Here is a 25,075-nt window from a genome sequence, read left to right as displayed (position 1 = left end):
AGTTAAAAAAAAGTGCCCGCCGGGGGACGGAGCACAAAACTGTTTGCCGTGGCATTACCGGCGCCGGCTGTCTGGTTGATCTGCACGATTCCGCTGACGTTCTTGAATGCATCGCTGGAGATGGTTCCCTCGCGTACGCTATGAACCCCGACTGATTGCCCCAGACCTCCGTTTTTCGGGGCCGTCGCGGATAGCTCCCCATCCGAGACGGTCTCGACTCCGAGCGCCGCAGTGCCCAATTGAGTGCTGTTGCGCTGCAGATTTCCTGCTCCGGCTGACTGGTTCACCAGCACGGCACCGGAAGAATTCGAGAAAGCATTGGCTTCGATCGACGCCCGCGCGTTCGTGACCTTCGCGGCCACCGTGGCGCTTTGCACGCTGGCGTTATCGTTGCCGACCACGCCGCCGGTCGACACCGTGATCTGGTTGGCCTGCGCGTTGTTCAGACCGGCCGTTTCGTTGACGGCGAACGCGCCCGTCACGCCGGCTGCGGCGCCGTTGGCGATGGTCGAGGTGGCGCCGATCGTCGGTACCGACTGCGCGTGGGCGTGGCTCGCCACCAAGGCGGCGCCCATGCAGACGCACAGCGCCGCTTGCAGCGAACGGAGCTTGAGCTGGCTAATGAGCGGATTCACGAGCGGGCTCATTTCAACCCTCCGAGCGCGCCAGTGAGCGTGTTCGACAGCGGTGCCAGCGCGCCCGTCACCGACGAGCTGATGGTCCCGCCGATGCCCGGCGCGGGCAGGCCGATGCCGCCGGAATTGAGCGCCACGTTGTTGCCGGTGGCTTTGCCGCTGAGGATCTGGGTGACCGCCTGCATGCCGGTGCCGCCGAGCACGCCGCCGGCTGCCACTCCGCTGGACCCGTGCGCATTCGTCAGATCGGTATCGCCCACGATCGTGGCGACCGCCGGATTGAATGAGTTGGCCGGGAAAGTGGTGGCGCGCACGGCGACCGGGTCCTGACTCTTCGGCACCGGTACGAATGCATCGCGCGGTGTAATCGTGCGCTCGACGATGATGTCGCCCGGATTGACGGCCTGCTGCGCGATGGCGTCGACGGTAAAAGAGGCGCTGAGCAGGACCAGGACGCTTGCCAGTGCCGCCGGCAACGAGGTGTGCGCCGACACGCGCGACCTGAGTGCGCGCGGCGTCCGGATGGAGGTAGTCATGTCGGTCCTTGCTTGCGTCTTGTGTTTTCTTGTTCGCGGGCGGTGTGTCCGCCACACCGCCACCCCTGTTTTTTGCTTCGTTAATTTGTTCGGCTACTTTCTTTGGTAGTTGGCGACGTTGCCCTGTGCGGCGCGCGCCGCGTCGATCGGAATCGGCAAGGGCGAGGGCGGGGCGATCTCGTCCCACAGCGTCACGCTGTTGCCGCTGCCGCCGTTGCCGCGCATGAGTTGCGGTGTGGTGGCGACCATCACCATGCCGACCGCGCCGCCGCGTTGCCGCGAGAGCACCTGGTCGTCGAGCGAAAAATCGTTCACGGATGCACCATCGGCCGGAATGCTCAGCACGTTGGCGGCAAGCGGGGGGAAAGCGATGGCGGTGCGCGTCGTCGTGTCGGATGAAGAGGGCGCGGCGATCGTGGTGTTCGCGAAGGTGGCGGAGCCTGGGTCGGCGGATTCCGTCAGCGTGGCGGATGGAGCCTCTCCGGCTTCCTGTGCGTTGGCGCCAATGGGCAGCACGATTAGTGCGATGGCGGTGCAGAGTGCCGCGCATGGTGCAACCTTGCCCAGATCGATGCGGAAAGCGAGTCGCATGATGTGTCTCCTTGGTGCATGACATTTAGCGAAACGTGTGCCATCGCTCGCAATCCATTGATGCATCGGCAGGCGAGTCAAAACGCGGGAGTCACAATTGAGAAAACGGACAAAAACGTTTCAGCGTTGAAACGGTGAGCAGGAAATACCTGTAATTCGTTAATCCGGCCGGTACGAACTACCATGGGGTCTACGCCAGGAAAAGCGCTTCCACTAATGATTTATTCGTCGGCTGAATAAGTCTTTATCGCCCGCGCAGCGGCGCTGGGTAAGGAGTGCGCGATTAAATTCGCATAATTGTTTTCCAAGCGGCGCGCGTATAGTAAGCTCTCGAAAAAGAGCTTCAGATTTAAAAAAGCCCGCTAACGGGCCGTCTCAAACACACACGCCGCTTTCTTGGGGATCAGCTGTCCGCACGGAATGGAATGGCCGTTCGGTTTTTGCTATATCGCGAATCCCGAACGAGTCAGCGTGTCTGAACTTGTTTCAGGTGCGTGCGTCATCCTTAACGTTCGTTGACGAGAGGATCTGAATAATGGAACCCGCAACGCGGCAACTGATTTACGTTTCGCGCGATCCGAGCGCGGAGCTGAATACTCGGTTTCACCAGCGCGGCTGGCATGTGGAAGTCGTAGGGTCGGCGCGCGACGTGCGCCGGGCAGTTCGCGCCGGAATGGCGGCTGGCGGCCTGCTTGATCTGTCTAGCGAATTTCAGCCACACGAAATCGCCGCCTTCGAATCCTGCCTGACCATGCCGAACGTCGGCTGGGTCGCGGCCACCATGCCGGGGCAATTGCAGGACGCCGCGTTGCGCCGGCTCGTGCGCGACTATTGTTTCGACTACGTGACGGTGCCGTATTCTGGCGACAGGATCGTCGATTCGGTCGGTCACGCCTACGGCATGATCTCCCTCGGCGAAACGGCTTCCAACGATGCCTCGCAAGGCGCCGAAGGCGAAATGGTCGGCTCGTGCGACGCCATGCTCGCGCTGTTCCGTTCTATCCGCAAAGTGGCGATGACCGACGCACCGGTGTTCATCTCGGGCGAATCGGGCACCGGCAAGGAACTGACAGCGGTCGCGATTCACGAACGCTCGGCGCGGCGCAATGCGCCTTTCGTGCCGATCAACTGCGGCGCGATTCCGCCGCATCTGCTGCAATCCGAACTATTCGGCTACGAACGCGGCGCGTTCACCGGCGCCAATCAGCGCAAGATCGGCCGGGTGGAAGCGGCGAACGGCGGCACGCTCTTTCTCGACGAAATCGGCGACCTGCCGCTCGAAAGCCAGGCGAGCCTGCTGCGCTTCCTGCAGGAGCGCAAGGTGGAGCGGCTGGGCGGGCACGGCGCGATCGACGTCGACGTGCGGATCATCTCAGCCACCCACGTGGATATGACCGCGGCGATGATCGAAGGGCGGTTCCGTTCCGACCTCTACCACCGCCTGTGCGTGTTGCAGATCGACGAACCGCCGCTGCGCGCGCGCGGCAAGGATATCGAACTGCTGGCGCGGCACATGCTGGAACGTTTCAAGAAAGATGCAAGCCGCCGCTTGCGCGGCTTCGCGCCGGACGCGATCGCGGCGCTGCATAACTACGGCTGGCCGGGCAATGTGCGCGAGTTGATCAACCGCGTGCGGCGCGCCATCGTGATGTCGGAAGGGCGCGCGATCACGGCGCGCGATCTCGAACTCGCGGAATACGTGGAGATCGTGCCGGTGTCGCTCGCGCAGGCGCGCGAAGCGGCCGAACGTCAGGCGATCGAACTGGCGCTGTTGCGTCACCGCGGGCGTCTCGGCGACGCCGCGCAGGAACTCGGCATCTCGCGCGTCACGTTGTACCGGCTGCTGTGCTCGCACGGCATGCGCCATATGGAAGGGGAGCCGCTCGCCACGCCGCACGGCGAATTGCCGGCTTCGGTGCCGCATCTGTAAATCGTTTGACGGGCCTCGCGGGTCTCGTGGGCCGGTAAACGATTTCAGTGGTTCGTCCAGCGCGCATCGAGCGGTCCTGTGACTGGCCGCGTGCCGTCCTCTCGCCCCAACCTCGCACTACCTCGCGTCACCTTTTCCCTCGATATTTTCGATGCCGCGCGCCGTGACCGGGCGTCGTCCCGTCGCGCTTGTTAAAATCGGGTTTTCCGCTCAATCTCCGTGGCGCCCGGATCGACCCGGTCAGCGTCTCGTCGAAGGAACCCGAATGAAACAATACCTCGACCTCGTCCGCACGATTCTCGACACCGGCACGTGGCAGGAGAACCGCACTGGCATCCGCACCATCAGCATGCCGGGCGCGATGTTGCGCTTCGACCTTCAGGAAGGTTTTCCCGCGGTCACCACGAAGAAGCTGGCGTTCAAATCGGCGGTGGGCGAACTGGTCGGGTTCCTGCGCGCCTCGCGCAGCGCCGCGGATTTCCGCGACCTCGGCTGCAAGGTGTGGGACGCGAACGCCAACCAGAATCCACAATGGCTCGCGAATCCCTATCGCCAAGGGCCGGACGATCTCGGCGACGTGTATGGCGTGCAGTGGCGCCAGTGGCCGGCCTACAAGGTGCTGGACGCGACCGCGAGCGCGCAGCTTGCCGATGCGACCGCACGCGGCTTCCAGGTGGTGACTGAATTCGATGAAGACGGCAGCCGCAAAGTGCTGTTGTACAAAGCGATCGACCAGCTGCGCCAGTGCCTCGACACGATCATGCAGAACCCGGCCGATCGGCGCATTTTGTTTCATGCGTGGAATCCTGCCGTGCTGGATCAGATCGCGTTGCCGGCTTGCCATCTGCTCTATCAGTTCCTGCCGAACGTGGTGCGCAAGGAAATTTCGCTGTGCCTGTACATTCGCAGCAACGACGTCGGGCTCGGCACGCCGTTCAATCTGACCGAAGGCGCGGCGTTGCTGCATCTGGTCGGTCGCCTGACGGGGTACACGCCGCGCTGGTTCACCTATTTCATCGGCGACGCGCATATCTACGAGAATCAGCTCGACATGTTGCAGCAGCAGCTCAAGCGCGAGCCGTACGAAAGCCCGGCCTTGGCGATCTCGGAGCGCGTGCCGGAGTACGCGAAAACCGGTGTGTACGAGCCGGAATGGCTTGAAAAGATCGAGCCGTCGGATTTCTCGCTGGTCGGCTATCGGCATCACGAGCCGCTCACGGCGCCGATGGCTGTTTGATCGTCGGTCGGGTCGGTAAGCGGCCCGCTCGCACGAAGAAAAACCGCCGCGATGCGAATCGCGGCGGTTTTTTTATGCTCCCTGCCAGTTGGCAGGCGGAAGATGCTCAGCCTTTGTGATGCTCGTCGCGGTTGCCGCCGCCTGAATGCTGTTCGCCGTGCTGCGGCTGCGCTTGAGGGTGTGGCTGCTGCGCCTGCTGCGGACGCGGCTGCTGCTGTTGCGGCTGCGGATGAAACTCCGGCCGAGGTTGTTGCTGCACCTGCTGCTGGCGCGGCTCGGGACGCGGCTGCTGTTGCTGCTGCTGTTGCGGCTGCGGATGAAACTCCGGTCGAGGCTGTTGCTGCGCCTGTTGCTGGCGTGGCTCGGGGCGCGGCTCCTGACGCGGCTGCTGCATCGGTTGCTGCATGGGCTGCGGATGATATTCCTGACGCGGTTGTTGCTGCGCCTGGACTTCCGCCGGACGCGGCGCCTGCGGCTCAGGCTGACGTTGCACCTGGACCTGCGGCTGCTGTGGCGGCCGAATCTCCTGCTGACGCGCCTGCTGCTGTTGTTGCTGGACCGCCGGGTTCTCGACCGGGCGTGGCGCGCCGTGCTGCTGCGCACCGGGTTGTTGCGCAAACTCCGGCCGTCCCGCTTGCGGCTGCGGACCGCTGCGCTGCTGGGCTTGCTGTGCCTGCTGCGCCATCGGCGTATGCGGCTGAGTCCAGGCCGGCTCGTGCCGCCCGTTCACACCTGGCTGCTGACCCGCCTGCTGCGGCATACCGCGCTGCTGCTGCTGTTGCCCCATCGCCGCCGGATTGCCGATGTTCGCTTGCGGCGGACGCGGCACACCGTTCGACGGATGTCCCATCTCACCAGGCTGCGGCCGCTGATTGGCGATTTGCGGCGGCATGCCCGGCCGCGCTTGCGGTTCGCCGCCATGCGGCGCCTCACCCGGCCGCTGTCCGGTCTGCTGTTGCATACCGTTAGGTCCAACAACCGGCGCGCCCGGCGCCATCCCCGGCGCACGTCCGGCGATATGCGACTGCACGACCCGCACGTTCTGCACCGGCAGCGCGCTCGGTCCGCCCGCCATATGCGCCGGCACCGAGGTTCGAACGATAGGCTGACCGGCGCCCGGCACCCGCCCGCCGCTTTGCGCGAAACGCTGCGCGAGACTGTCGTGGTAAGCCGCCGGCATCGCCGGACTACGGGTCGCCACGACCGGACGCGTCATCACCGCCGCGGGTGGGCGGTAATTCGCGTTGCGCAGGCCTGGCCCGAAGCTCTCGCGCACCGGCGCGATTCCCGGCCCGCCCGGGTTGATCTGCGCATTGCGCCATTGCCGCGGATCGACCTTCTGGGCGAAGCGCCCAACCGGCTGGCCGTGCACGAAGGCCGTCGCCGGCACCGCGGTCACGCCGCCCGGCGCGCGGTAGTTGATATACGTGTTGTGAATGTTGGTCACATTCACGTTGCGGTTGTAGTTGTTGACGATCGTCGTCCGGTTGACGCGGTTGTAGTAGCCCGGGCTCCAGTGATCGTGATTGCCCCAGTGCGGATGCCACGGCTCGCCTGGGCCGAGCGGGAACCACGCGACACCGGCCGCCACCGCTCCGCCGATCGCCAGATCCACGCCCCAGTTCACGCCGCCGCCACCGCCGCCCACGAAGGCGACGAGGGCCGGTGCGTAGACGGGCGGCTCGCTGACCGCGACCGGTCCCGGCACCCATGCCCACGTATCGTCGACCTGGGCCCAGCGACCGTAGTGATAGGGCGCGAAGCCCCACGGCGCGTCGTCGACCCAGGTCCAGCCCCACGGCGCCTGCCAGACCCAATGGCCGTCGTGATACGGCGCCCAGCCGGCGGGCGTACCGCGCGGCACCCACACTTCGCCGTACTGCGGCGTGCTTTGCCACGTGCCATTGGCGTCGAGATCCTGGTAGCCGGGAATGTCGCGCGACACGTAGCGTGCCGACACCGAGCGGTCTTCCGCAGCGTCGCGGCTGGCGGCCCACTGATCGAAGCCGTCGAGACCGGGTGCGCCGTTGTCGGCGGCCTGTTGCAGGTTGGTGCCGCCGAAGCGGATCTGCTGGCCGGCCGCGACCGGCACCTGGCCGCTGTCGCCGTACACCGTGGCGCCGCCGCTGCGCACGGTGACGGTCGTGCCGCTGCCGTCCGGCGCGACGTCGACGCGATAGTCGCCGGGGCCGTCCAGGCTGAGCGCGAGATTCGGCGTATCGATCTCATAGGACGAGCCGGGCGCGAGTTCACGCACGCGCGCCGACAACGTGCCCTGCGCGACTTTGAGCTGGGCGCTGTTGTCGTCGAGATTCAGTAGATCGAGGCTGGTGGACGGGCCGAGGCGCACCGCAGTCGAGCCGATGTGCAGCTCCGAGCGCGCGTTCCGATCGTTCCACAACTGGTCGCCGGTGGTGAGCGGCCGGTTGATCTGCGCATACGACCAGTCGGTGGCGCCGGCCGGCTCGGTGGTCACGGCGCCCGCCGTGTAGTTCAGGCGCGCGACGCGGCCGGGCGGATCGGTATTCTGGGTGGCGGCGGCGTTCTGCGGCGCCTCCTGGATTTCCTGAGCGAAGGTGGCCTGGCCTGCAAAGAGGAACGTGGCGGCTGCGATCAGCGTATAGCCGATAACCCGGCGGTTCGAATGGCGGTGTGGGGTGACTGTTCTCATGATTTGGCTCCGACGGACGCGGCATCTTGCGGCATCCGTGCAGTCACTGTACCCGCGGCGTTTGTTTCAAGGCCCGCACTTTTGTAAGGCTGCCTCACCACCGTGTAACAAAAGGTCTCGATAAGGCGATTCGTAAGCTGATTGCCGATTTCGTGTAACCGCGTCAGACAGTCGGGCGTGCCTCACGCAGCGAGAAACGCATCGAAATGGCGGTGACCGGCCGGCGTGATGCGAAGGATTCGCGGCCGTTCGGTGCGCTCGACCCAGCCATGCGACGTCCACGAATCCAGCAGCGCCGCGCCGAGGGCGCCGCCCAGGTGCGGACGCCGCTCGCTCCAGTCGGGGCAGGTGCAGGCAAAGCGGCGGCGCCGGCTTTTCTGCGCCGACATGTCGATGCCCCAGTCGGCGAGGCGGGCGGCGCCCTCGGTGGTGGCTTCGAGCGACGTGCCGTGCAGCGTCAGCAGGCCGCCTTCGACCAGACGCTCGAACACGCGCACCGACAATTCGCCGGCCATATGGTCGTAGCAAGTGCGCGCGTAACGCATGTCGAGCGGCACGGTGCGCACGGGTCGCGGCACGGGACGCTGCGGCGCACTGACTTGCGCGACATTGGCCAGCGCTTCGATCGACGCGGCGATATCCGGCGACGCGATCCGAAAGTAGCGATGCCGGCCGCGAACTTCGAGCGCGAGCAGGCCGCCGTCGGTCAGACGCGCGAGATGGGCGCTGGCCGCCGATGGCGAGAGCCCGGCGATCATCGTCAGTTCGCCGGCCGGGCGGGCGCTGCCGTCCATCAGCGCCCACAGCATGGCGGCGCGGCCGGGGTCGGCGAGCAACGCGCCGATGCGGCTCAAGCCGGGAAAGTGGTTCTGTTCGTCTGCGAGAGTGGCGGGCATTTGACGTCTCCGGAGGGCGGCGCGGTCAAGCGCGCCATGCAGTCCACTGTAGCCGGCTGCGCGATTCGATGTTTCAGCTTAGCGTGAAGTGTTGAATGCAGCAGCTACGAAAACCTGGCAGGCGTCGTGGGAAGGGAAGGTGAGTACGGGCCTCAAATCGCGCTTTGGCGGCGGCGCGGGCCAGCATCGCTGCCGCTATCCAAATCGCGCTCTGGCGGCGCGCAGGACCGCCGTCGGTGCCGCGTGCCGTGCGTCGGGTGCCGGGCACGACCGCCAGGCTAGAATCAAAGTCTGTCCTAGCAGGAAACTCGCTGTCATGAAAACTCTTCTGGCCGTTGTTGCCTCGGCATTGCTGCTCAGTGCATGTGCACAGGGCGGCGGCGGTTCGGGCGCGGGCACCGGCAGCATCACGATGTACGGCACCATCGACGAAGGCATCACGGTCCGCAAATAGGCGGCTGGCGCACGCTTTTCCGGACAATGGTCACGTCTGGCAGAAATTGATGCATCATTGGCATCTCTGCCATCGACGCTCATGTGACGATCAGGTCATCTCACTTCCGCCGCCCGGGACCTTTCGATGCCGCCGTCCGCCGCTTCCGCCGCTTCCGCCGCTTCCGCCGCTTCCGCCGTTCCCACCCATCCGGCCGGCCTGCGCGACTCCGATCCGCACGACCGGCGCGCCGCGCGCGTGCTGGCCGTTTGCCAGGCGCTGTACACGTCATCGGTATCGATCGATCTGACGTTGACCGGTCTGGTCGGCTACACGCTTGCCGACGACAAGGCGCTCGCCACGCTGCCGTTCTCGCTGATCACCGTCGCCGCCGCGCTGACGACGATCTTCGCGTCGTTCCTGATGGCGCGCATCGGCCGGCGCGCGGGCTTCGTGCTCGGCGCGGGGGTCGGCGCGCTCGGCGGGGCGGTTTCGGTGTGGGCGATCTTTCATCACAGTTTCTGGGCCTTCTGCGCCGGCACGGCGACGGTCGGCGTGTTCCAGGCGTTCGCGCAGTATTACCGGCTCGCCGCCGCCGATGCGGTCGGCGTCGAAGACAAAAGCCGCGCGATTTCAACCGTGCTGGCGGGCGGCGTGGTGGCCGCCGTCTGCGGACCGCTGCTTGCCGCGTGGAGCAAGGACTGGCTGGCGCCGGTCGCATTCGCGGGTTCGTATGCGCTGGTGACAGGCTTTGGGCTTTTATCGATTGCCTTGCTGGCGCTCCTGTATCGCGACGCGGCGCCCATCGTGAGCACGACGGCGACTCACGAGGCGGCGCGGCCGCTTGGCGAGATCGTGCGGCAGCCGATCTTCGCGGCGGCGCTCGCCAACAATGCGCTCGGCTACGCCGTGATGATGTTCGTGATGACCGCGACGCCGATCGCCGCGGTCGCCTGCGGGCACACGATCGGCGACGGCGCGGCGATCATCCAGTGGCACCTGGTCGGCATGTTCGCGCCGTCGCTCTTTTCCGCGCGGCTGATCAAACGCTTCGGCGTGCTGCGGGTGATCGGCGCGGGCATTGTGCTGTCGGCGCTGTGCGGTGTGCTCGCGTTGCGTTCGACCGATCTGCCGCATTTCTACGCGGCGCTCGCCTGTCTCGGCGTGGGCTGGAATTTCATGTTCGTCGGCGGCTCGACGTTGCTCGCGCAGTCGTACCGGCCGTCGGAGCGCGCCAAGACGCAAGCGACCAGCGAATTCACGACGTTCGCGTTTTCCGCGCTGGGTTCCCTGTTTGCAGGGCAATTGCTGGCGCGCTTCGGCTGGACGACGATCAATGTCGCGATTTTTCCGCTGCTCGCGGCGGCGGCGCTGGCCACGCTCGGCTATGCGTGGTCGCGTAAGCGGCAGTTGGCCGCGGAGGTGTCCTGATGGCGGCGCGTCATATCGTTTTCGCAGTCGCACCGGATCTGGTGCTGCTCGACGCTTGCGGGCCGCTGGAGGCGTTCTGGCGCGCTGAGTTAACGGTTGCCGGGATAGCGGGAGCGAGTGTCGCCAAAGCCGTGGAAAGCGAGGAGGGAGTCGCCAGCGATGAGGGCCGATCGGGCATATCGATCAGTTCGGCCAGCTCGGGACGCAGCACGCCACAACCCGTGGCCTATCGCACGACGGTCGCGTCGATCGACGGCGGCATATTGCAGACTTTCCCCGGCCTGCCGATCGTCACCGAACGGCTCGATTCACTCGACGACCAGCCGATCGACACGCTCATCATTCCCGGCGTCCCCGTCGACGAACACTGCACGTTGCAACCGGAACTCGTCGCATGGATCCGGCGCCATGCGCCGCGTGCGCGGCGGGTGTGCTCGGTGTGCACCGGCGCGTTCTATCTGGCGGCGGCGGGCCTGCTCGACGGCCGCCGCGCGACCACGCACTGGCGCGACGCCCCGCGGCTCGCGCGCCGTTTTCCCAATGTCCATGTGGATGCCGATCCGATCTTTATCCGCGATGCCGGGCGTCACGAAGGCGATGGCGTCGTCTGGACCTCGGCGGGGGTGACGGCGGGCATCGATCTGGCACTGGCGCTGATCGAGGAGGACGTCGGCCATGCGGTCGCGATGCAGGCGGCGCGGCGCCTGGTGGTTTTCATGAAGCGGCCCGGCGGCCAGTCGCAGTACAGCGCGGCGCTGGCGGCGCAGGCCTCGGCGAATGGGCCGTTCGAGGCCTTGCATAGCTGGATGGCAGCGCATTTACGCGACGACCTGTCAGTCGAACGGCTCGCCGAGCGAACCCGGATGAGCCCGCGCACTTTCGCGCGACGCTATGTCGACGAGGTCGGCCGCACGCCGGCTAAAACCGTCTCGGCGCTGCGGCTGGAAGCGGCGTCGCGCGAGCTCGCCGAATCACGCCGGCCGCTCAAGCGAATCGCCCTCGACTGCGGCTTCGGCAGCGAACAGAACTTGCGGCGGGCGTTTTTGCGGCGTTTCGGCGTGCTACCGCTCGATTATCGCGAGCGCTTCATGTCGGCGGTCGCGCCGCGAAGCGGGGCCATTTCCGAAGTCGCGTCCGAGATTGCCGAGGCGAGCTGAGCTGGCGCACAACGAAAGCTTATCGAAAGCTTAGGCCGCACTCCCACTGGAATTCTTCCGCGCACCGCATCCCACCCACGACGGGCCAATATTGCGCTCGTATAATCGCCTCCTTTCAATGCATCCGATTGACCGGAGTCAAGATGAGCACCCCTCCCGTAGCGCCGCTGGACCGTTCCGAAACCACTTTCCGCTTTCTGGCCGAGCCGAGCTCGGTCAACTTCGGTGGCAAGGTGCACGGCGGCGCGTTGATGAAGTGGATCGACGAGACGGCGTACGCGTGCTCGGCGGTGTGGTCGGGACGCTATTGCGTGACGGTCAGCGTGGGCAATATCCGCTTTCGCCGGCCGATTCTGGTCGGCAACCTGGTCGAGTTGCGCGCCCGGGTCGTGGCCACGGGCCGCACCAGCATGCACATTCATGTTTCGGTGCAGGCAGGCGATCCGAAGGGCGGCGAACTGCTGCAAACCACGGACTGTCTGATCGTGATGGTCGCCGTCAACGAGAACGGCCAGCCAGTGCCCGTGCCGGCCTTCGTGCCGGATACGGACGAACAGAAACGCCTCGCCAGGTACGCGATAGACGTGAAGCAAGCGCTCGACGCGATCGTCGAATTGAAGCCGGAAGAGGTGGCGCAGGGGAAGGTGTAGGCGGCGCCGCAAGTGCCGCTCGCGGGCCGCGCGAAGTCGATATCCGCGCGGCCTGCTGTTGTTTCGAATCACGCTGGAGCGCAGGGAGCGCCTCAGTTCCCGGCCAAGCCGGCACGCCCCCGTGCGTGATCACGCAGTCGATTAACCCGCCGAATTGCCGACCATATCCTTCGGCTGCACCCATTCGTCGAACTGCTGCTCGGTGACAAAGCCGAGCGCGAGCGCCGAGGCCTTCAGCGTGGTGCCTTCCTTGTGCGCCTTCTTCGCGATCTTCGCGGCCTTGTCGTAGCCGATGTGCGGATTGAGCGCCGTCACCAGCATCAGCGATTCGTTGAGCAAGGTGTCGATGCGCTCGTGATTCGGCTCGATGCCGACCGCGCAGTTGTCGTTGAAACTGTGCGCGCCGTCGGCGAGCAGACGCACCGATTGCAGCAGGTTGTGCGCGATCATCGGCCGGAACACGTTCAGTTCGAAGTTGCCGCTCGCGCCGCCGATATTCACCGCGACGTCGTTGCCGAACACTTGCGAGCACAGCATCGTCAACGCTTCGGACTGGGTCGGATTGACCTTGCCCGGCATGATCGAGCTGCCCGGTTCGTTCTCCGGAATCGACAGTTCGCCCAGCCCGCAGCGCGGACCGCTTGCCAGCCAACGGACGTCGTTGGCGATCTTGTTCAGGCTCGCCGCCACCGTCTTCAACGCGCCATGCGCGAACACCAGCGCGTCGGCCGCGGCCATCACTTCGAATTTGTTCGGTGCCGAGACAAACGGCAAACCGGTCAGCTTGCCGATGGCGGCCGCGACCTTGTCAGCGAACTGCGGATGCGCGTTCAAACCGGTGCCGACCGCGGTGCCGCCCTGCGCGAGTTCGTACAGATGCGGCAGCGCCGATTCCACGTGACGAATGCCGTGCTCGAGTTGCGCGACGTAGCCTGAAAACTCCTGGCCGAGCGTGAGCGGCGTGGCGTCCTGCAAGTGCGTGCGGCCGATCTTGACGATGTCGACAAAAGCTTTCGCCTTGCCGTCGAGCGTATCGCGCAGCGTCTTCAGCGCCGGCAGCAGATGCTTGACGATCGCATACGCCGCGGCCACGTGCATGGCGGTCGGAAACACGTCGTTCGACGACTGGCCGCGATTCACGTCGTCGTTCGGATGCACCTTGCGCGCTTCGCCGCGCTCGCCGCCGAGCAGTTCGCTCGCACGATTCGCGATCACCTCGTTGAGGTTCATGTTGGTCTGCGTGCCGGAGCCGGTCTGCCACACGGCGAGCGGAAATTCATCCGGATGCTTGCCGTCGATGATCTCGTCGGCGGCCTGCATGATCGCCTTCGCCTTGCTTTCGTCGAGCACGCCGAGGCCCAGGTTGACTTCGGCGGCGGCGCGCTTGATGACGGCCAGCGCGGTGATCAGTTCAGGCGATTGCTTCTCGGTCGAAATGCGGAAGTTCTGCAGCGAGCGCTGAGTCTGCGCGCCCCATAGACGAGCGTTCGGCACGGCGATCTCGCCGAACGTGTCACGCTCCATTCGTACGTCTTCTGTCATGTTCCACTCCGCTGTTCAAAGTTCTGCGTTGACGGGCAATAGGGAGAATAGACCTGTTAGCGCATTCCGGTACAAACCGGCCTGCGGATCGAATATGTAGGTGCGGCGCATGCCGTTTTCGACGTCGGTCCACACGAGCGGCGAGAGCGGTGCGCCGATCGAGCGCAGGTAAGCGAACTGCGCCTCGTCCGCGAGCGTGACGCGATAGCTTTCCTCGGGTCCGGTGGCGCGACCGAAGATTTGCGCGACCTGTTCGGCGAGCGGCGGGCTGTGGATCACCAGCGCCAGTTCGGTGTTCAGATTGGCCGAACGCGGATCGAGGTTCATCGAGCCGATCACCAGAATCTTGCGATCGATCACATACGTCTTGGCATGCAGACTGGCGCGCGAACGCGAGCCGGCAACGCCCGCGGTCGGCGTGTTCTGCTGCGGCTTGAATTCGTATAACTCGACGCCCTGTTTCAGGAGCGGCACGCGATACGGACTGTAGCCCGCCTGCACGGCGACCGCGTCGGTGGCGGCGAGCGAATTGGTCAGCACGGCGATGCGAACGCCGCGATGCGTCAGTTCGCCGGCCGCCTTGACGCCCGCATCGTGCGGCACGAAGTAGGGCGAAATGATCAGGAAGTCTTTCTGCGCATCGCGCATCAATTCGCCGAGCCGCTGCATCGGCGGACTCACATAATCCGGCGACGGATGCACGATCTTCTCCGGCAAGTCCGCTTTGAACTCGGCCGGCGCCCAGATCAAGCCGAGTTGATCGTTGGCGATCTGCGAGGCGAGCGGAGTGGCGTTCAGCGGTTTTGCGTTGTACGGATCGGCGTTGGTGCGCCAGTGCTGACGCAACTCGTCGCGCGTCTGGTCCAATTCCTTTGCGTCGAACTTCTGCTTGTTCAGCACGCGCAACGGATAGGCGATGCTGCTGTTCCAGTAGTCGTCGAAACTCGCGGAGACGTCGGCGGTGATCGGGCCGGCGGCCAGCACGTCGAGATCGCGGAACTGCAGTGTTTCGCTCGCGCTGAAATATTCGTCGCCGAGATTGCGGCCGCCCACGATCGCCACCTGGTTGTCCGCGATCATCGCCTTGTTATGCATGCGGCGCGTGAAATGGCCGATCTGCGTGAACACGTTGGTGGTGCGTTCGAACACGCCTTCCTGCGCGCTGCCGAACGGATTGAAGACGCGAATCTCGATGTTGTCGTGCGAGTTCAAGCCCGCCATCACGCGGTCGATGTCCTTGAAATTCAGGTCGTCGACCAGCATGCGCACCCGCACGCCGTGATCGGCCGCATAGAGCGCGGCGCCGAGCAGCAGCTTGCCGGTGGTGTCCTCGTTGGCGATGTAGTACTGCATGTCGAGCGTTTTGGTCGCGGCGCGCGCGAGCGCGATGCGCATCTGCAACGCGTCGGTGCCGCTCGCGAGAACCCGGAAGCCGGATTGATCCGGATGTGCCGCTTCGAGCGGCGTGAGCGCCGTGTGCAGCGGAGTCGTTTCCGTGGCGGGGAGTGCGTGAGTGACCTCGCGGTCGAACGCGGTGGCGGGCGGTCTGGTCGCGCAGGCAGTTAAAAATACCGTTGCGCAACACAGCAGGAAGAATTGTCTCGTTGTCCCCCAAGGGGACTTCCTTCGGGGCATGCTAAACGCGCACGTGCGTTTCAGTGCGGCCCAGCTTTGATCTTGATGCGACGGCACGCTTTTCCCCTAGTTTGCAGGCTTCTCATGGCGACAGCGCGTGAGTGGCTCACGCTGTCGAGAAATGCATTCTAAGGGGAATCAGGCCGATGGGCTTTCGTTCTTGCACGCGGTCGCGGCGACGGGACTTTCGCGTTCGACTGCGCGCGTTGCGCGCTCTGCCGATACGTCGTGGACGCACCGGCAGAAGCTGCTATTGAATGCCGATCGTGCACGCTGCACGCGTCGGGGTCGTGAAGCAATCGCGACACGCGCGGCGCGCCTCGCGGCTTGCCGTTACCCGCGTCCGGCGTTCAACACCCGCTCGCCATCCATATGCGTGGAGCCTTTCGCGGGACGTCCCGCCCAGTACCCGGCGAGCAGCGAGCCCGAGAGGTTGTGCCACACCGAAAACAACGCGCCAGGCAAGGCCGCGATCGGCGTGAAATAGAGCTTGCCGAGCGTCGCGGCGAGGCCCGAGTTCTGCATGCCCACTTCGATCGCGAGCGTGCGGCACACGGCTTCGTCGAAACCGAGCAGACGGCCGCCCCAATACCCGCCGAGCAAACCGATGCCGTTATGCAGCACCACGCCCAGCATCACCACGAGGCCGACCGACGCGATGCTCTTCTGTGTGCCGCCCACCACCGCGCCGATGATCAGCACGATCGCGACCATCGAAATCAACGGCAGGATCGGTTCGATCTTGCGCACGATCTTGCCGAACAGATGATTGACGATCAGGCCGACCACGATCGGCAACGCGACGATCTGCAGGATGCTCATCAGCATGCCGTGTACGTCGACGGCGATCGACGCGTCCACATAAAGACGCGTGAGCAGCGGCGTCGCGAAGACGCCGACCAGCGTCGACAGCGCGCTGATCGTCACCGACAACGCAACGTCGCCGCGTGCCAGATAGATCATCACGTTCGACGCCGTGCCGCTTGCCACGCTACCGACCAGCACCATGCCGGCGGTGAGATCCGGCGGCATGCGCAACGCCTTGGCGATCACCCAGGCGGCCAGAGGCATGACGAGATAGTGCAGCACGATGCCGGCGACCACCGGCGCGGGCCGCGTGAAGACACGCTGGAAATCGGCGACGGAGAGCGTGACGCCCATCGCCAGCATGATGATCGTCAGAAGCGTGGTGACGTGCGGCGCGATGCCGGAGAACGAGGCGGGCGAAAAGTACGCGGCAATCGAAACGAGCACGGCCCAGAGCGGGAAAAGACGGGTGACGCGGGCAAGCATGACGTGTGGTCCTTGGTTATGTTTTAGCGCGAGAAGCAGGGTCGGTCGAGCGGCGCGCCACCAGCGGCGGCGCGCTTGCGAGAGTCTGCCGCGTGAGAGCGGCAAGCCTTGATGGCGGGTGATGAGCCTTCGGGCGGCGCTGGCCTTTTTGAGGCGCGCGAGTGGGTTTTCGGGGGCGCGGGTGCGCGTCCATTGGCCGGAACGCTGCATTTTACCGTTCGCGGCGTATTTCCCGTGCGCCGATGGTTGCGCGTGCAACCAGCCGGGCATCGTTCAAACGGAATTGGCGGGCGGTGTGGCGAGCGTGGGTGGACTGCGGCGTTGGTTCAGCTTTGAACGCGTTTGCCCGGCGCCGTGCTGGCCGCAGTGGGATGCGCTACAAGTGCGACTTCAAACCGATGTGGCAGGCGGCGCGCCGCGCATGATGAGACCAGCGGCGCTAGTTCAGCTTTGAACGCGTTTGCCCGGCGGCGTGGCGAATCCGCGCCTCAAGCTCGGCTTCAGGCGGATTTAACCGGCGACACGCCAGAGGTGGCCGGCACGCGCCGCAAGCTCAGTTTATGAAAGCGCAGCGTCATCAGCAGCGCGACGCTCGCGAGGCCGGCCGCGAGTCCCCACCACAAACCGCGCGCGCCGAGGCCGAAGTGAAACGCCAGCGTGTAGCCGGTCGGAAAACCGATCACCCAGTAGCCGAAGGCGGCGGCGATCATCGGTACGCGGGTGTCTTTCAGGCCGCGCAGACAGCCCGAGCCGACCGTCTGCATGCCATCGACGATCTGGAAGATCGCCGCCACGCCGAGCAGCGAACTCGCGAGCGTGACCGTGGCAGCGTTGGCCGGATCGTCGAGATGCAGATAGAGGCCGACGATCCAGTGCGGCGCGGCGATCAGCACGAGGCCCGACAGCGTCATGAAAGCGACGCCGAGCGCGAGCGCGACAAAACCGGCATGGCGCGCGGCGAGCGGCTGGCCGGCGCCGGACCAGAAGCCGACGCGCACGTTGGCCGCCTGGCCGATCGCGAGCGGCACCATGAAGGCCACTGAGGCCACGTTCAACGCAATCTGATGCGCGGCCAGTTGCGACTCGCCTAGCAGGCCGACCATCAGGCCGGTGGCGAGAAAGAGCGTCGACTCTACGCCGTAGGTGATCGCGACCGGCCAGCCGATGCCGAACAGTTCGCCCATCAGCGGCACGTCGGGCCGCGTGGCGACGACGAAATGGCGATAGCGCGGGCGCAAATGCAACAGCGCCATCAACACGAGCGCGCTCAACCAGACGGTGATCGAGGTCGCGGCAGCCGAGCCGAGAAAACCGAGCCGCGGCAGGCCATAAGCGCCGTGGATCAGGCCGTAATTGAGAAAACCGTTCACGCCGACGCTCACCAGCGACACCCACAACAGCCGTTTGGCCGCGCCGATCGCCGGCAGGAAAGAGCGCATCAGGCCGACCCCGATCAGGCTGCCGAGCGCGCCCCAGCGCAGCACCGCCGCATATTCGCCGACGTTGCGCGCGAGCAGCGCAGGTTCGCCGAAAGCGAGCAGGATCGGCGTGGCGAACGAGAGCAGGAAGAACGCCGGCACCGACAGCAGCACGGACAGCACAAAGCCGGTCCAGTAGATGTGCGGCACGCGGCCTTCGTCCTGAGCGCCGCGCGCGTGCGACACGCTCACGCTGACCGAGGTCAGCACGCCTTGCAGCAGCGTGACCACCACGAAAAACAGGTTCGCGCCGAGGCCGCCGGCCGCGAGCGCGTCGGGGCCGAGCGAGCCGAGCAGGATCGTGTCGGTGACGCCCATCGCCATTTGCGAGAGTTGCGCGATGGCGAGCGGCGCGGCGAGCCGCGCGGTGTCCGCCGCGTGGCGGGTCAGGGTCGGCGGCCGGGCGGCCACCCGGGTGATGCCGGATTGAGTCATGGAGCGCTTGGCGGCGGAAGTGGCGACAGCGCGACGGCGGGCGCGACGAGCGCGCGGGCGGAGGCGAGGGCGGCGGCTCGATGAGCCTTGGCGAATGCATGAGGCAGGCGCCAGCCGGGTATGTCAGCCGATTGTTTGTTTGTCGAAACTGACAGCTTATTGCTTGGGCGCGGCGATGTCGATGGAAGAGGCACGATTTTGGTGCGCACGTTGCTCCGAGTTTTCGGACTGCGGGCGACGGGCCGCGTGTCAAGCCTCGTGGACTGCGATCCGCGTATCGCCGAGCAGCACGACCTGACCCGCGCGAATCTTGCAGGTTTTACGCGTTTCGACCCGGCCGTCGACGGTGACCGCACCGTCCGCGACCATCATTTTTGCCGACCCGCCGCTGTCCGCCAGCCCCGTTATCTTCAGGAGATTGTGCAGTTCGACGTAGTCGCCGGTGAGCGTGAAATCGAGGTTGGGCATGGCGTTTGCACCTTCAGGCAAAGGGTTCGCATCATAAGCCAGAAGCTTGCCCTAGAAGAAGTTCGCGGTGCGCGCCGTCGTCGTGTGAGCATCTGCAAGCAGATGTTATGCGATTGTCGGAAAGTGAAACGTTCCGTAACGACGGTCGTAAAACACGAACTTCACTCGTAAAGTGCAGATCAGTAGGGAAAGCCTGCTGGATTTTTATCTGGTAGCAAGCAGACCGGGCGAGGCACGCAGAGCGCGCTCATGCAGTGACTCAAATGCAGCGGCTCAAATGCGCAGCGCCGGACAGCTCGCCCGCGTCACAACAACTTTAGAGAGGATTAGCCATGACCCAGATTCGTACGCTTCTGATCGGTACCGCCCTTACGGCTCTTGCTTCCACGGCCGCGCTTGCGCAGACCGCGCAACCGGCAGCGGGTACGGACGGCCAGCCGCAGGTTCAGATGCAAGGCGCCGATACCGCGACCGCCCCTGCCGCGCAGGGCGTGCAGCCGGTGACGCCGCCGCCGACGCGTCTGACGGCGTCGGGCTCGACCGATCCGCTGGTGCAGAAGCGCGACGCCAATGCGAAGGCTAACGCCGAATATCGCGCGTCGAAAAAGGCATCCAAGGCGGAGCTCAAGGATCAGCAGAAGGCCGCCAAGGTTCAGTACAAGGAACAGGTGCGCGACGCCAAGATCAACCAGAAGGCGGATAAGCAGACCGCCAACAACGAGATGAAGATGAACATGCAAGGCCAGACGGGCGACCAGTCGGACGGCGCCGACGTCAAGCACTAAGGCCGAGTTTTGATCAAGCGGCGTGGCGGCGCGCTTTGCCGCCGCGGCCGCTTTAACGGATTTTCAGGTCCGGGCATCTCGTTTCAACGGAGGTATCGCATGAGCATTACCCAGTCCACGAAGACCACGCTTGTCGCCGCGTTGATCGCGGGTTGCCTGTCGTCGGGTGCGTTCGCGCAGGCTAGCGATCCGGCCGCGGCGCCGGTTACCCATGCCGACAAGAAGGCGGCCAAGGAACAATCGAAGGCGGACAAGAAGGCGTCCGTCGCGCAGGCCAAGGCCGACAAGAAGAAGACCGATGCGCAGGCCGACGCCGACAAGGCCAGCGCCGACGCTAATGTGAAGGACGCGAAGAAGCAATAGCAGGCTTGGCGGCAGCGGCAGCGGCAGCGGCAGCGGCAGACGCGGGGCGCATGAACGTCTCGCGATGTTCTGCCGGCAAAAGATGGCCCGTGCGCATTCGTGCGACGGGCCATTCTTTTTGCGCTGGTCTTCGCCCGTGCGGCCGCTTGAAAATGCAGACAGGGCGTGCGGCTAAAAAAGGGTCGCTTGTCTGCGCTAGTTGTATGGATATACAGTATGCGTCGCCGCTCTGAATCCATCCAACGCCCAAATCAATCGTGCTCTCAGTCGCCGAATCCGCGCCTCCCTCGACGTCCCCGCCGTCCCCGACGTCCCCGACGTCCCCGACGTCCCCGACGTCCCCGACGTCCCCGACGTCCCCGACGTCCGACACCGCCGCCTGGCTGGCGAAGCTCAACGACGCGCAGCGCGAAGCCGTCGACTACGGCGCCGACACGCCCACCGCGCCGCTCGGCGCGCTACTGGTGATCGCGGGCGCCGGTTCCGGCAAGACCAACACGCTCGCGCACCGGGTCGCCAATCTGGTGGTGAAGGGCGCCGATCCGCGCCGCATCCTGCTGCTGACCTTTTCGCGCCGCGCGGCGCTCGAAATGACCCGGCGCGTCACACGCATCGCCGGCGCGGCGCTCGGTTCGCGAGCCGCGTTGGCGCAAGGACTGACGTGGTCGGGCACCTTCCATAGCGTCGGCGCGCGGCTGTTGCGCGAGTACGCGGATCTGATCGGCCTCGCGCCGGCCTTCACGATTAACGACCGCGAGGATTCCGCCGACCTGATGAACCTCGTGCGCCACGAACTCGGCTTGTCGGCGAAAGAGCGGCGTTTCCCGGCCAAGAGCACGTGCTTTGCGATTTACTCGCGCGTCGTGAACACCGGTGCGTCGCTCGGCCAGGTGCTCGACAAGGCGTTCCCGTGGTGCCGTGAATCGGAGGCCGATCTGCGCATGCTGTTCGCGGCCTACGTCGAGGCGAAACAGAAACAGAGCGTGCTCGACTACGACGACCTGCTGCTCTACTGGTCGCACATGGCCGCCGAGCCGGGAATCGCCGCCGACTTGTCGGCGCGCTTCGACCACGTACTGGTCGACGAATATCAGGACACCAACTGCTTGCAGGCGTCGATCCTGCTCGCGTTGAAGCCGGACGGCCGCGGCCTGACCGTGGTCGGCGACGACGCCCAGTCGATCTATTCGTTTCGCGGCGCGACCGTGCGCAACATTCTCGATTTCCCCGCGCACTTCGATCCACCGGCCAAACAGGTCACGCTCGAGCGCAATTACCGCTCGACCGCGCCGATCCTGGCGGCGTCGAACGCGGTGATCGAACTGGCCAGCGAGCGCTACACGAAGAATTTGTGGACCGACAAAGCGTCGGCGCAGCGCCCGCGTCTCGTGACCGTCGCCGACGAAGCCGACCAGGCACGCTACATCGTCGAGCAAGTGCTGGAAGCGCGCGAACAGGGCATGAAGCTCAAGTCGCAGGCGGTGCTGTTCCGCGCCGCGCATCACAGCGCCGCGCTGGAGATCGAACTGACCCGGCGCAACATTCCGTTCGTGAAGTTCGGCGGGTTGAAGTTTCTCGATTCGGTGCACGTGAAAGACGTGCTCGCCGTGCTGCGCTGGGCGGAAAATCCGCGCGACCGCGTGGCCGGCTTCCGCGTCGTGCAGTTGTTGCCGGGCGTCGGGCCGGCCACCGCGGCGAAGGTGCTCGACGAGATCGTCGCGCGCGCGGGCAGCGGCAATCCCGCCGACACCGCCGGCGGCGCATTGGCCGCCTTCACCGCGCCGGCTCGCGCACAAGAAGACTGGCATCCGTTCGTCAGGCTGATGTCGAGCGTGTACGGGCGCCAGACGCCGTGGCCCGCCGAGTTCGAAATGGTGCGGCGCTGGTACGAGCCGCATCTCGAGCGCAATCACGAGGACGCGGCGATCCGTCATGCGGACGTGTTGCAGATGGAGAGCATCGCGGGCACGTATCCATCGCGTGAACGCTTTCTGACCGAGTTGACGCTCGATCCACCCAACGCCACCAGCGACGAATCCGGTGTGCCGCTCATCGACGAAGACTACCTGATCCTCTCCACGATCCATTCGGCGAAGGGGCAGGAGTGGCGCAACGTGTTCGTGCTGAACGGCGTGGACGGCTGCATTCCGTCCGATCTCGGCACCGGCAGCGAAGAGGAAATCGACGAGGAGCGGCGCCTCCTCTACGTGGCGATGACGCGCGCGAAAGAGGACTTGCATATCGTCGTGCCGCAGCGCTTTTACGTGCACAACCAGACGCATATGGGCGATCGTCACGTGTGGGCGTCGCGTACGCGCTTCATTCCCGCGCATCTGATGCCGCTCTTCGACGCCTATGCATGGCCGCGCGTGCTGGTTCCGAGCGCGCCCACGGCGGCCGGGCTGGCCGCGGCGGCGCAGGCGAAGATCGAAATCGGGGCGAAACTCAGGAAGATGTGGGATTAAGAGCGCGACGGCGCGCGCTCCCGTGCGTGACAGCGGTAACGCGATCAACGTCGAGCAACGGACGCGGGTGAAGACCGTTGGCCTGGTCCGTTGGTAGGCGATACGTCTCTTGAGCGGCGGCGGGTCGCCGCCGTTGTAGAGGTTTTCGAGGGTCTTTAGCGTCAGCGCGACTGCCGTTGCTGCTGTTGCTGCGGCGCCGGCCGCGGCGGCACGAAGAAATTACGCAGCCAGGCCGCCATCCGCGAAAACACGTCGTACGGCTCTTCCACGAAAATCTCCGGCTTGAGCAGGCGCAGGAACTCCATGATCTGCTGCGCTTCCTGCTTCTGGAACGAGCCGTGCGAAATGCCGAGCCGCAGCAGCCCGCGCAGTTCGCCGAGCTTTTCGCGCGCGGTGCTACCCACGCTCGTTTCGCACGCCACCTTGGCCTCGTAGACGCGCTGACGCAGCGATTCCACCAGCCGCCACGCCGGCGTCTGCATGACTTCCTCGAGCGCCTGAATGTCCTGCGCCGCGCTCTTGATCTGCGCCGCGAGCGGGTCGATCAGCACGGCGTCGCCTTCCGCTTCCTTGACGATCGCCGCCGCCCAGTCGCGGCACTGCTTGGCGAGTTCTTCCGGCGTCCATTCCGAGCGGGCCGCGAAGCCGAAGCCGAACTCGCCCGCCTGCCGCATCAGAATCGCGACGACATCCGGAAACTCCTTGTCCAGCGTGCGTTTAGCCCAGGCGTACTGGCCGCCCTGCAACATCCGCTGAACCGCGTGTTCGGTCAGCGGCACCATATTGTCGAGCAGCTTGGCGCGCAAAAAATCCTCAAACGACGGCGTCGCGAACTGCGGATCGAGCTTCAGCGATACCCGCAGAAAAGCGTCGAAATCCTTGCGCAGTGTCGCGATGGTCTCGTCTTTGAGCGTGAGGGTGATTTGACCCATGTGTTATCCCGTTTGGTCCTGCCGCGCGGCCTCGCCACGCCGCCCGGCCACGCGGGCCATGGGAGGCGCGGCGTTCGATGCCGGCGCGCTTGATTCCTGCCTGATGCCGCGTAACCAGCGGGACGTATCCCGACGAGCGGACCTCGACTGCATAACGGCGGATTGACGGGAAACTTAAGGGAGCACGGGGCCGGGGGCGCCCGCTTTAGAGGGAAGCGTCGCCGTGCTTGCGCGCGGGTGGCGCGAGCCGGACGACGCCGATGCCGGCATGAAAGCGGCGTGCGCCTATTTGAGCACGACGCATTGCCAGACAAAAAACACGGTCAGGCCGACGGCGATGGTCAGAAGCGGCCGCCGCGTCAACGCGCTGACAACCACCGCAGCCAGCGCGCCGACCAGTTGCGGATTGCGCCACGTCAGCTCGGCGTCGCTGCCGTGCGGCGAAACCGCCATCGGCACGATGATCGCGGTCAGCACGGTGACCGGCACGAAGCCGAGGGCGGTGCGCACGAGCGGCGGAAACACCAACCGGTCGCCGAGCACGAAGACGGCGGCGCGGATCACCCACGTGATGGCCGCCATGCCGAGAATCAGGACGACGTAGTTCATCGCGACGCCTCCGCGGTTTTGCCCGTGCCGCGCAGGTTGGGCCGCGACGTCGAAAGCAGCACGCCGATCGCCACGCCGGCGAACACCGCGCCGAGCAAACCGAGCTTGTATGGCCACGCCTGCCAGAAGAAGGCCAGCGTGCCCGCGGTGACGGCGGCCGCGATATAGCGCAACGCGACGAGTTGCGGCACGACGATCGCGATGAAGGTGGCGACCATGGCGAAATCGAGGCCGAGCGATTGCAGGCCCGGAAAAGCCGCGCCGAACAGCAGGCCGGCGACGGTCCAGAGCTGCCAGTTCAGGTACATGGCCAAGCCGGCGCCGAAGAAGTAGTGCGGGCCGACCGTGCCGGGTTCGCGATGCCGGTAGTGCTCCCACGCGACGGCGAAGACTTCGTCCGTGAGCAGCGCGCCGAGCACCCAGCGCCAGCGTGTGGGCAGATGCGCGACGTGCGGCGCGAGCGTCGCGCTGTACAGCACGTGCCGCAAATTGACGACGAGCGTGGTCGCCCAGATCACGGCGAAACTCGCGTGTCCGGCGATCAGGCCGAGCGCGATGAACTGCGCGGAGCCGGCGAACACGACGAGCGACATCAACTGGCCGTGCCATAAATGGAGCGGGCCGGATGCGACGAGGGTGCCGAAAATGACGCCGAAAGGCGCCGCGCCGACCATCATCGGAATAATGTCGCGCGCGCCGGCGGTGAACTCTTTGAAATGGCCTGCGCTCGTGGGCTGGCCTGCGGTGGAATGGGTCAATCTAGCCTCCTTGATTCGGGAAGCATAGCGGCGGCGGCCGGGCGGGGCTTGTACGTTCTTGCGGATGGGGGTGGTTTGATGCGGGAGCGTGGGCGCCAGGCCGTGTCTTGCGCCGGAATGAGCACGTAGCGTGGCACGCAGAGGT

General features: G+C 65.5%; 22 protein-coding genes. 9 read left to right on the top strand and 13 right to left on the bottom strand.

What is annotated here, in order from left to right; genetic code table 11:
* Positions 1-2: 2 nt before the first annotated feature.
* The 3 genes from P0D80_RS34545 to P0D80_RS34535 all read right to left on the bottom strand — a co-directional run bounded on the left by P0D80_RS34545 (position 3) and on the right by P0D80_RS34535 (position 1,762).
* Positions 3-647: a FapB/FapC family functional amyloid domain-containing protein gene (locus P0D80_RS34545; protein ID WP_408181080.1), complete on the bottom strand. Its 645-nt coding sequence runs from the start codon at positions 645-647 to the stop codon at positions 3-5.
* The gene (locus P0D80_RS34540; protein ID WP_408181079.1) at positions 644-1,171 is read right to left on the bottom strand and encodes a FapA family amyloid fibril periplasmic chaperone; all 528 of its coding nucleotides are present in this window, start codon (positions 1,169-1,171) and stop codon (positions 644-646) included. Before P0D80_RS34540 ends, P0D80_RS34545 begins: the two co-directional genes overlap by 4 nt.
* 93 nt (positions 1,172-1,264) lie before the next feature.
* Positions 1,265-1,762 carry a hypothetical protein gene (locus P0D80_RS34535; RefSeq protein ID WP_408181078.1) on the bottom strand — a complete coding sequence of 166 codons (498 nt, stop codon included), beginning with the start codon at positions 1,760-1,762 and terminating at the stop codon, positions 1,265-1,267.
* A gap of 535 nt (positions 1,763-2,297) precedes the next feature.
* Here P0D80_RS34535 and P0D80_RS34530 point away from each other — a divergent pair.
* Complete coding sequence (locus P0D80_RS34530; protein ID WP_106283797.1) at positions 2,298-3,692, top strand: sigma-54 dependent transcriptional regulator; 1,395 nt, start codon at positions 2,298-2,300, stop codon at positions 3,690-3,692.
* Between the two features lie 265 nt (positions 3,693-3,957).
* The gene (locus P0D80_RS34525; RefSeq protein WP_408290534.1) at positions 3,958-4,929 is read left to right on the top strand and encodes a thymidylate synthase; all 972 of its coding nucleotides are present in this window, start codon (positions 3,958-3,960) and stop codon (positions 4,927-4,929) included.
* A 106-nt stretch (positions 4,930-5,035) separates the two neighbouring features.
* Here P0D80_RS34525 and P0D80_RS34520 read toward each other — a convergent pair whose 3' ends face one another.
* Together P0D80_RS34520 and P0D80_RS34515 are read right to left on the bottom strand one after the other, a co-directional pair.
* Positions 5,036-7,600 (bottom strand): DUF6600 domain-containing protein, encoded by a 2,565-nt coding sequence (locus tag P0D80_RS34520; RefSeq protein WP_408290532.1) that lies wholly within the window; start codon positions 7,598-7,600, stop codon positions 5,036-5,038.
* Positions 7,601-7,782: 182 nt separating this feature from the next.
* A complete protein-coding gene (locus P0D80_RS34515) occupies positions 7,783-8,496 on the bottom strand; it encodes an ArsR/SmtB family transcription factor (RefSeq protein ID WP_408181075.1) in 714 nt (237 codons plus the stop codon).
* Positions 8,497-8,812: 316 nt separating this feature from the next.
* On the opposite strand from P0D80_RS34515, the gene P0D80_RS34510 reads away from it, so the two are divergent.
* From P0D80_RS34510 to P0D80_RS34495, 4 genes are all read left to right on the top strand, one after another.
* A complete protein-coding gene (locus P0D80_RS34510; protein WP_408290530.1) occupies positions 8,813-8,950 on the top strand; it encodes a hypothetical protein in 138 nt (45 codons plus the stop codon).
* Between the two features lie 126 nt (positions 8,951-9,076).
* A complete protein-coding gene (locus P0D80_RS34505; RefSeq protein ID WP_408290528.1) occupies positions 9,077-10,360 on the top strand; it encodes an MFS transporter in 1,284 nt (427 codons plus the stop codon).
* Complete coding sequence (locus P0D80_RS34500; protein ID WP_408290526.1) at positions 10,360-11,517, top strand: GlxA family transcriptional regulator; 1,158 nt, start codon at positions 10,360-10,362, stop codon at positions 11,515-11,517. The genes P0D80_RS34505 and P0D80_RS34500 overlap by 1 nt, the downstream gene beginning before the upstream one ends.
* 143 nt (positions 11,518-11,660) lie before the next feature.
* Positions 11,661-12,167, top strand: a complete 507-nt coding sequence (locus P0D80_RS34495; RefSeq protein ID WP_408290524.1) for an acyl-CoA thioesterase — start codon at positions 11,661-11,663, stop codon at positions 12,165-12,167.
* A 141-nt stretch (positions 12,168-12,308) separates the two neighbouring features.
* On the opposite strand, the gene fumC is transcribed toward P0D80_RS34495, so the two are convergent.
* The 5 genes from fumC to P0D80_RS34470 all read right to left on the bottom strand — a co-directional run bounded on the left by fumC (position 12,309) and on the right by P0D80_RS34470 (position 19,018).
* Complete coding sequence (gene fumC / locus P0D80_RS34490) at positions 12,309-13,709, bottom strand: class II fumarate hydratase (RefSeq protein WP_132373542.1); 1,401 nt, start codon at positions 13,707-13,709, stop codon at positions 12,309-12,311.
* Positions 13,710-13,724: 15 nt separating this feature from the next.
* Positions 13,725-15,344, bottom strand: a complete 1,620-nt coding sequence (locus P0D80_RS34485) for a phospholipase D family protein (RefSeq protein ID WP_408290522.1) — start codon at positions 15,342-15,344, stop codon at positions 13,725-13,727.
* Between the two features lie 333 nt (positions 15,345-15,677).
* Positions 15,678-16,637, bottom strand: coding sequence for a ketopantoate/pantoate/pantothenate transporter PanS (gene panS, locus P0D80_RS34480; RefSeq protein WP_408290520.1), 960 nt, complete (start codon positions 16,635-16,637; stop codon positions 15,678-15,680).
* 500 nt (positions 16,638-17,137) lie between these two features.
* Positions 17,138-18,550, bottom strand: a complete 1,413-nt coding sequence (locus P0D80_RS34475) for an MATE family efflux transporter (protein ID WP_408181068.1) — start codon at positions 18,548-18,550, stop codon at positions 17,138-17,140.
* 249 nt (positions 18,551-18,799) lie between these two features.
* Positions 18,800-19,018: an RNA-binding S4 domain-containing protein gene (locus P0D80_RS34470; RefSeq protein WP_011489423.1), complete on the bottom strand. Its 219-nt coding sequence runs from the start codon at positions 19,016-19,018 to the stop codon at positions 18,800-18,802.
* Positions 19,019-19,350: 332 nt separating this feature from the next.
* Here P0D80_RS34470 and P0D80_RS34465 point away from each other — a divergent pair, with 332 nt between their 5' ends.
* The 3 genes from P0D80_RS34465 to P0D80_RS34455 all read left to right on the top strand — a co-directional run bounded on the left by P0D80_RS34465 (position 19,351) and on the right by P0D80_RS34455 (position 22,631).
* Positions 19,351-19,803 (top strand): hypothetical protein, encoded by a 453-nt coding sequence (locus tag P0D80_RS34465; RefSeq protein ID WP_132373546.1) that lies wholly within the window; start codon positions 19,351-19,353, stop codon positions 19,801-19,803.
* A 99-nt stretch (positions 19,804-19,902) separates the two neighbouring features.
* On the top strand, positions 19,903-20,166 hold the full coding sequence (locus P0D80_RS34460; protein WP_408290517.1) for a hypothetical protein: 264 nt from the start codon (positions 19,903-19,905) through the stop codon (positions 20,164-20,166).
* A 383-nt stretch (positions 20,167-20,549) separates the two neighbouring features.
* Positions 20,550-22,631, top strand: a complete 2,082-nt coding sequence (locus P0D80_RS34455) for an ATP-dependent helicase (protein ID WP_408290556.1) — start codon at positions 20,550-20,552, stop codon at positions 22,629-22,631.
* 161 nt (positions 22,632-22,792) lie between these two features.
* Here P0D80_RS34455 and P0D80_RS34450 read toward each other — a convergent pair whose 3' ends face one another.
* From P0D80_RS34450 to P0D80_RS34440, 3 genes are all read right to left on the bottom strand, one after another.
* Positions 22,793-23,563 (bottom strand): DUF4088 family protein, encoded by a 771-nt coding sequence (locus P0D80_RS34450; RefSeq protein ID WP_132373549.1) that lies wholly within the window; start codon positions 23,561-23,563, stop codon positions 22,793-22,795.
* 285 nt (positions 23,564-23,848) lie between these two features.
* Complete coding sequence (locus P0D80_RS34445; protein WP_408257139.1) at positions 23,849-24,172, bottom strand: AzlD domain-containing protein; 324 nt, start codon at positions 24,170-24,172, stop codon at positions 23,849-23,851.
* Positions 24,169-24,930: an AzlC family ABC transporter permease gene (locus P0D80_RS34440; protein WP_408290515.1), complete on the bottom strand. Its 762-nt coding sequence runs from the start codon at positions 24,928-24,930 to the stop codon at positions 24,169-24,171. Before P0D80_RS34440 ends, P0D80_RS34445 begins: the two co-directional genes overlap by 4 nt.
* Positions 24,931-25,075: the final 145 nt, after the last annotated feature.

This window comes from Paraburkholderia sp. RL17-373-BIF-A (assembly GCF_046030175.1).
Classification (GTDB): Bacteria; Pseudomonadota; Gammaproteobacteria; order Burkholderiales; family Burkholderiaceae; genus Paraburkholderia.
The sequence above is the reverse complement of the archived record's forward strand: the minus strand, read 5'-3'. Positions and strand labels throughout refer to the sequence as shown.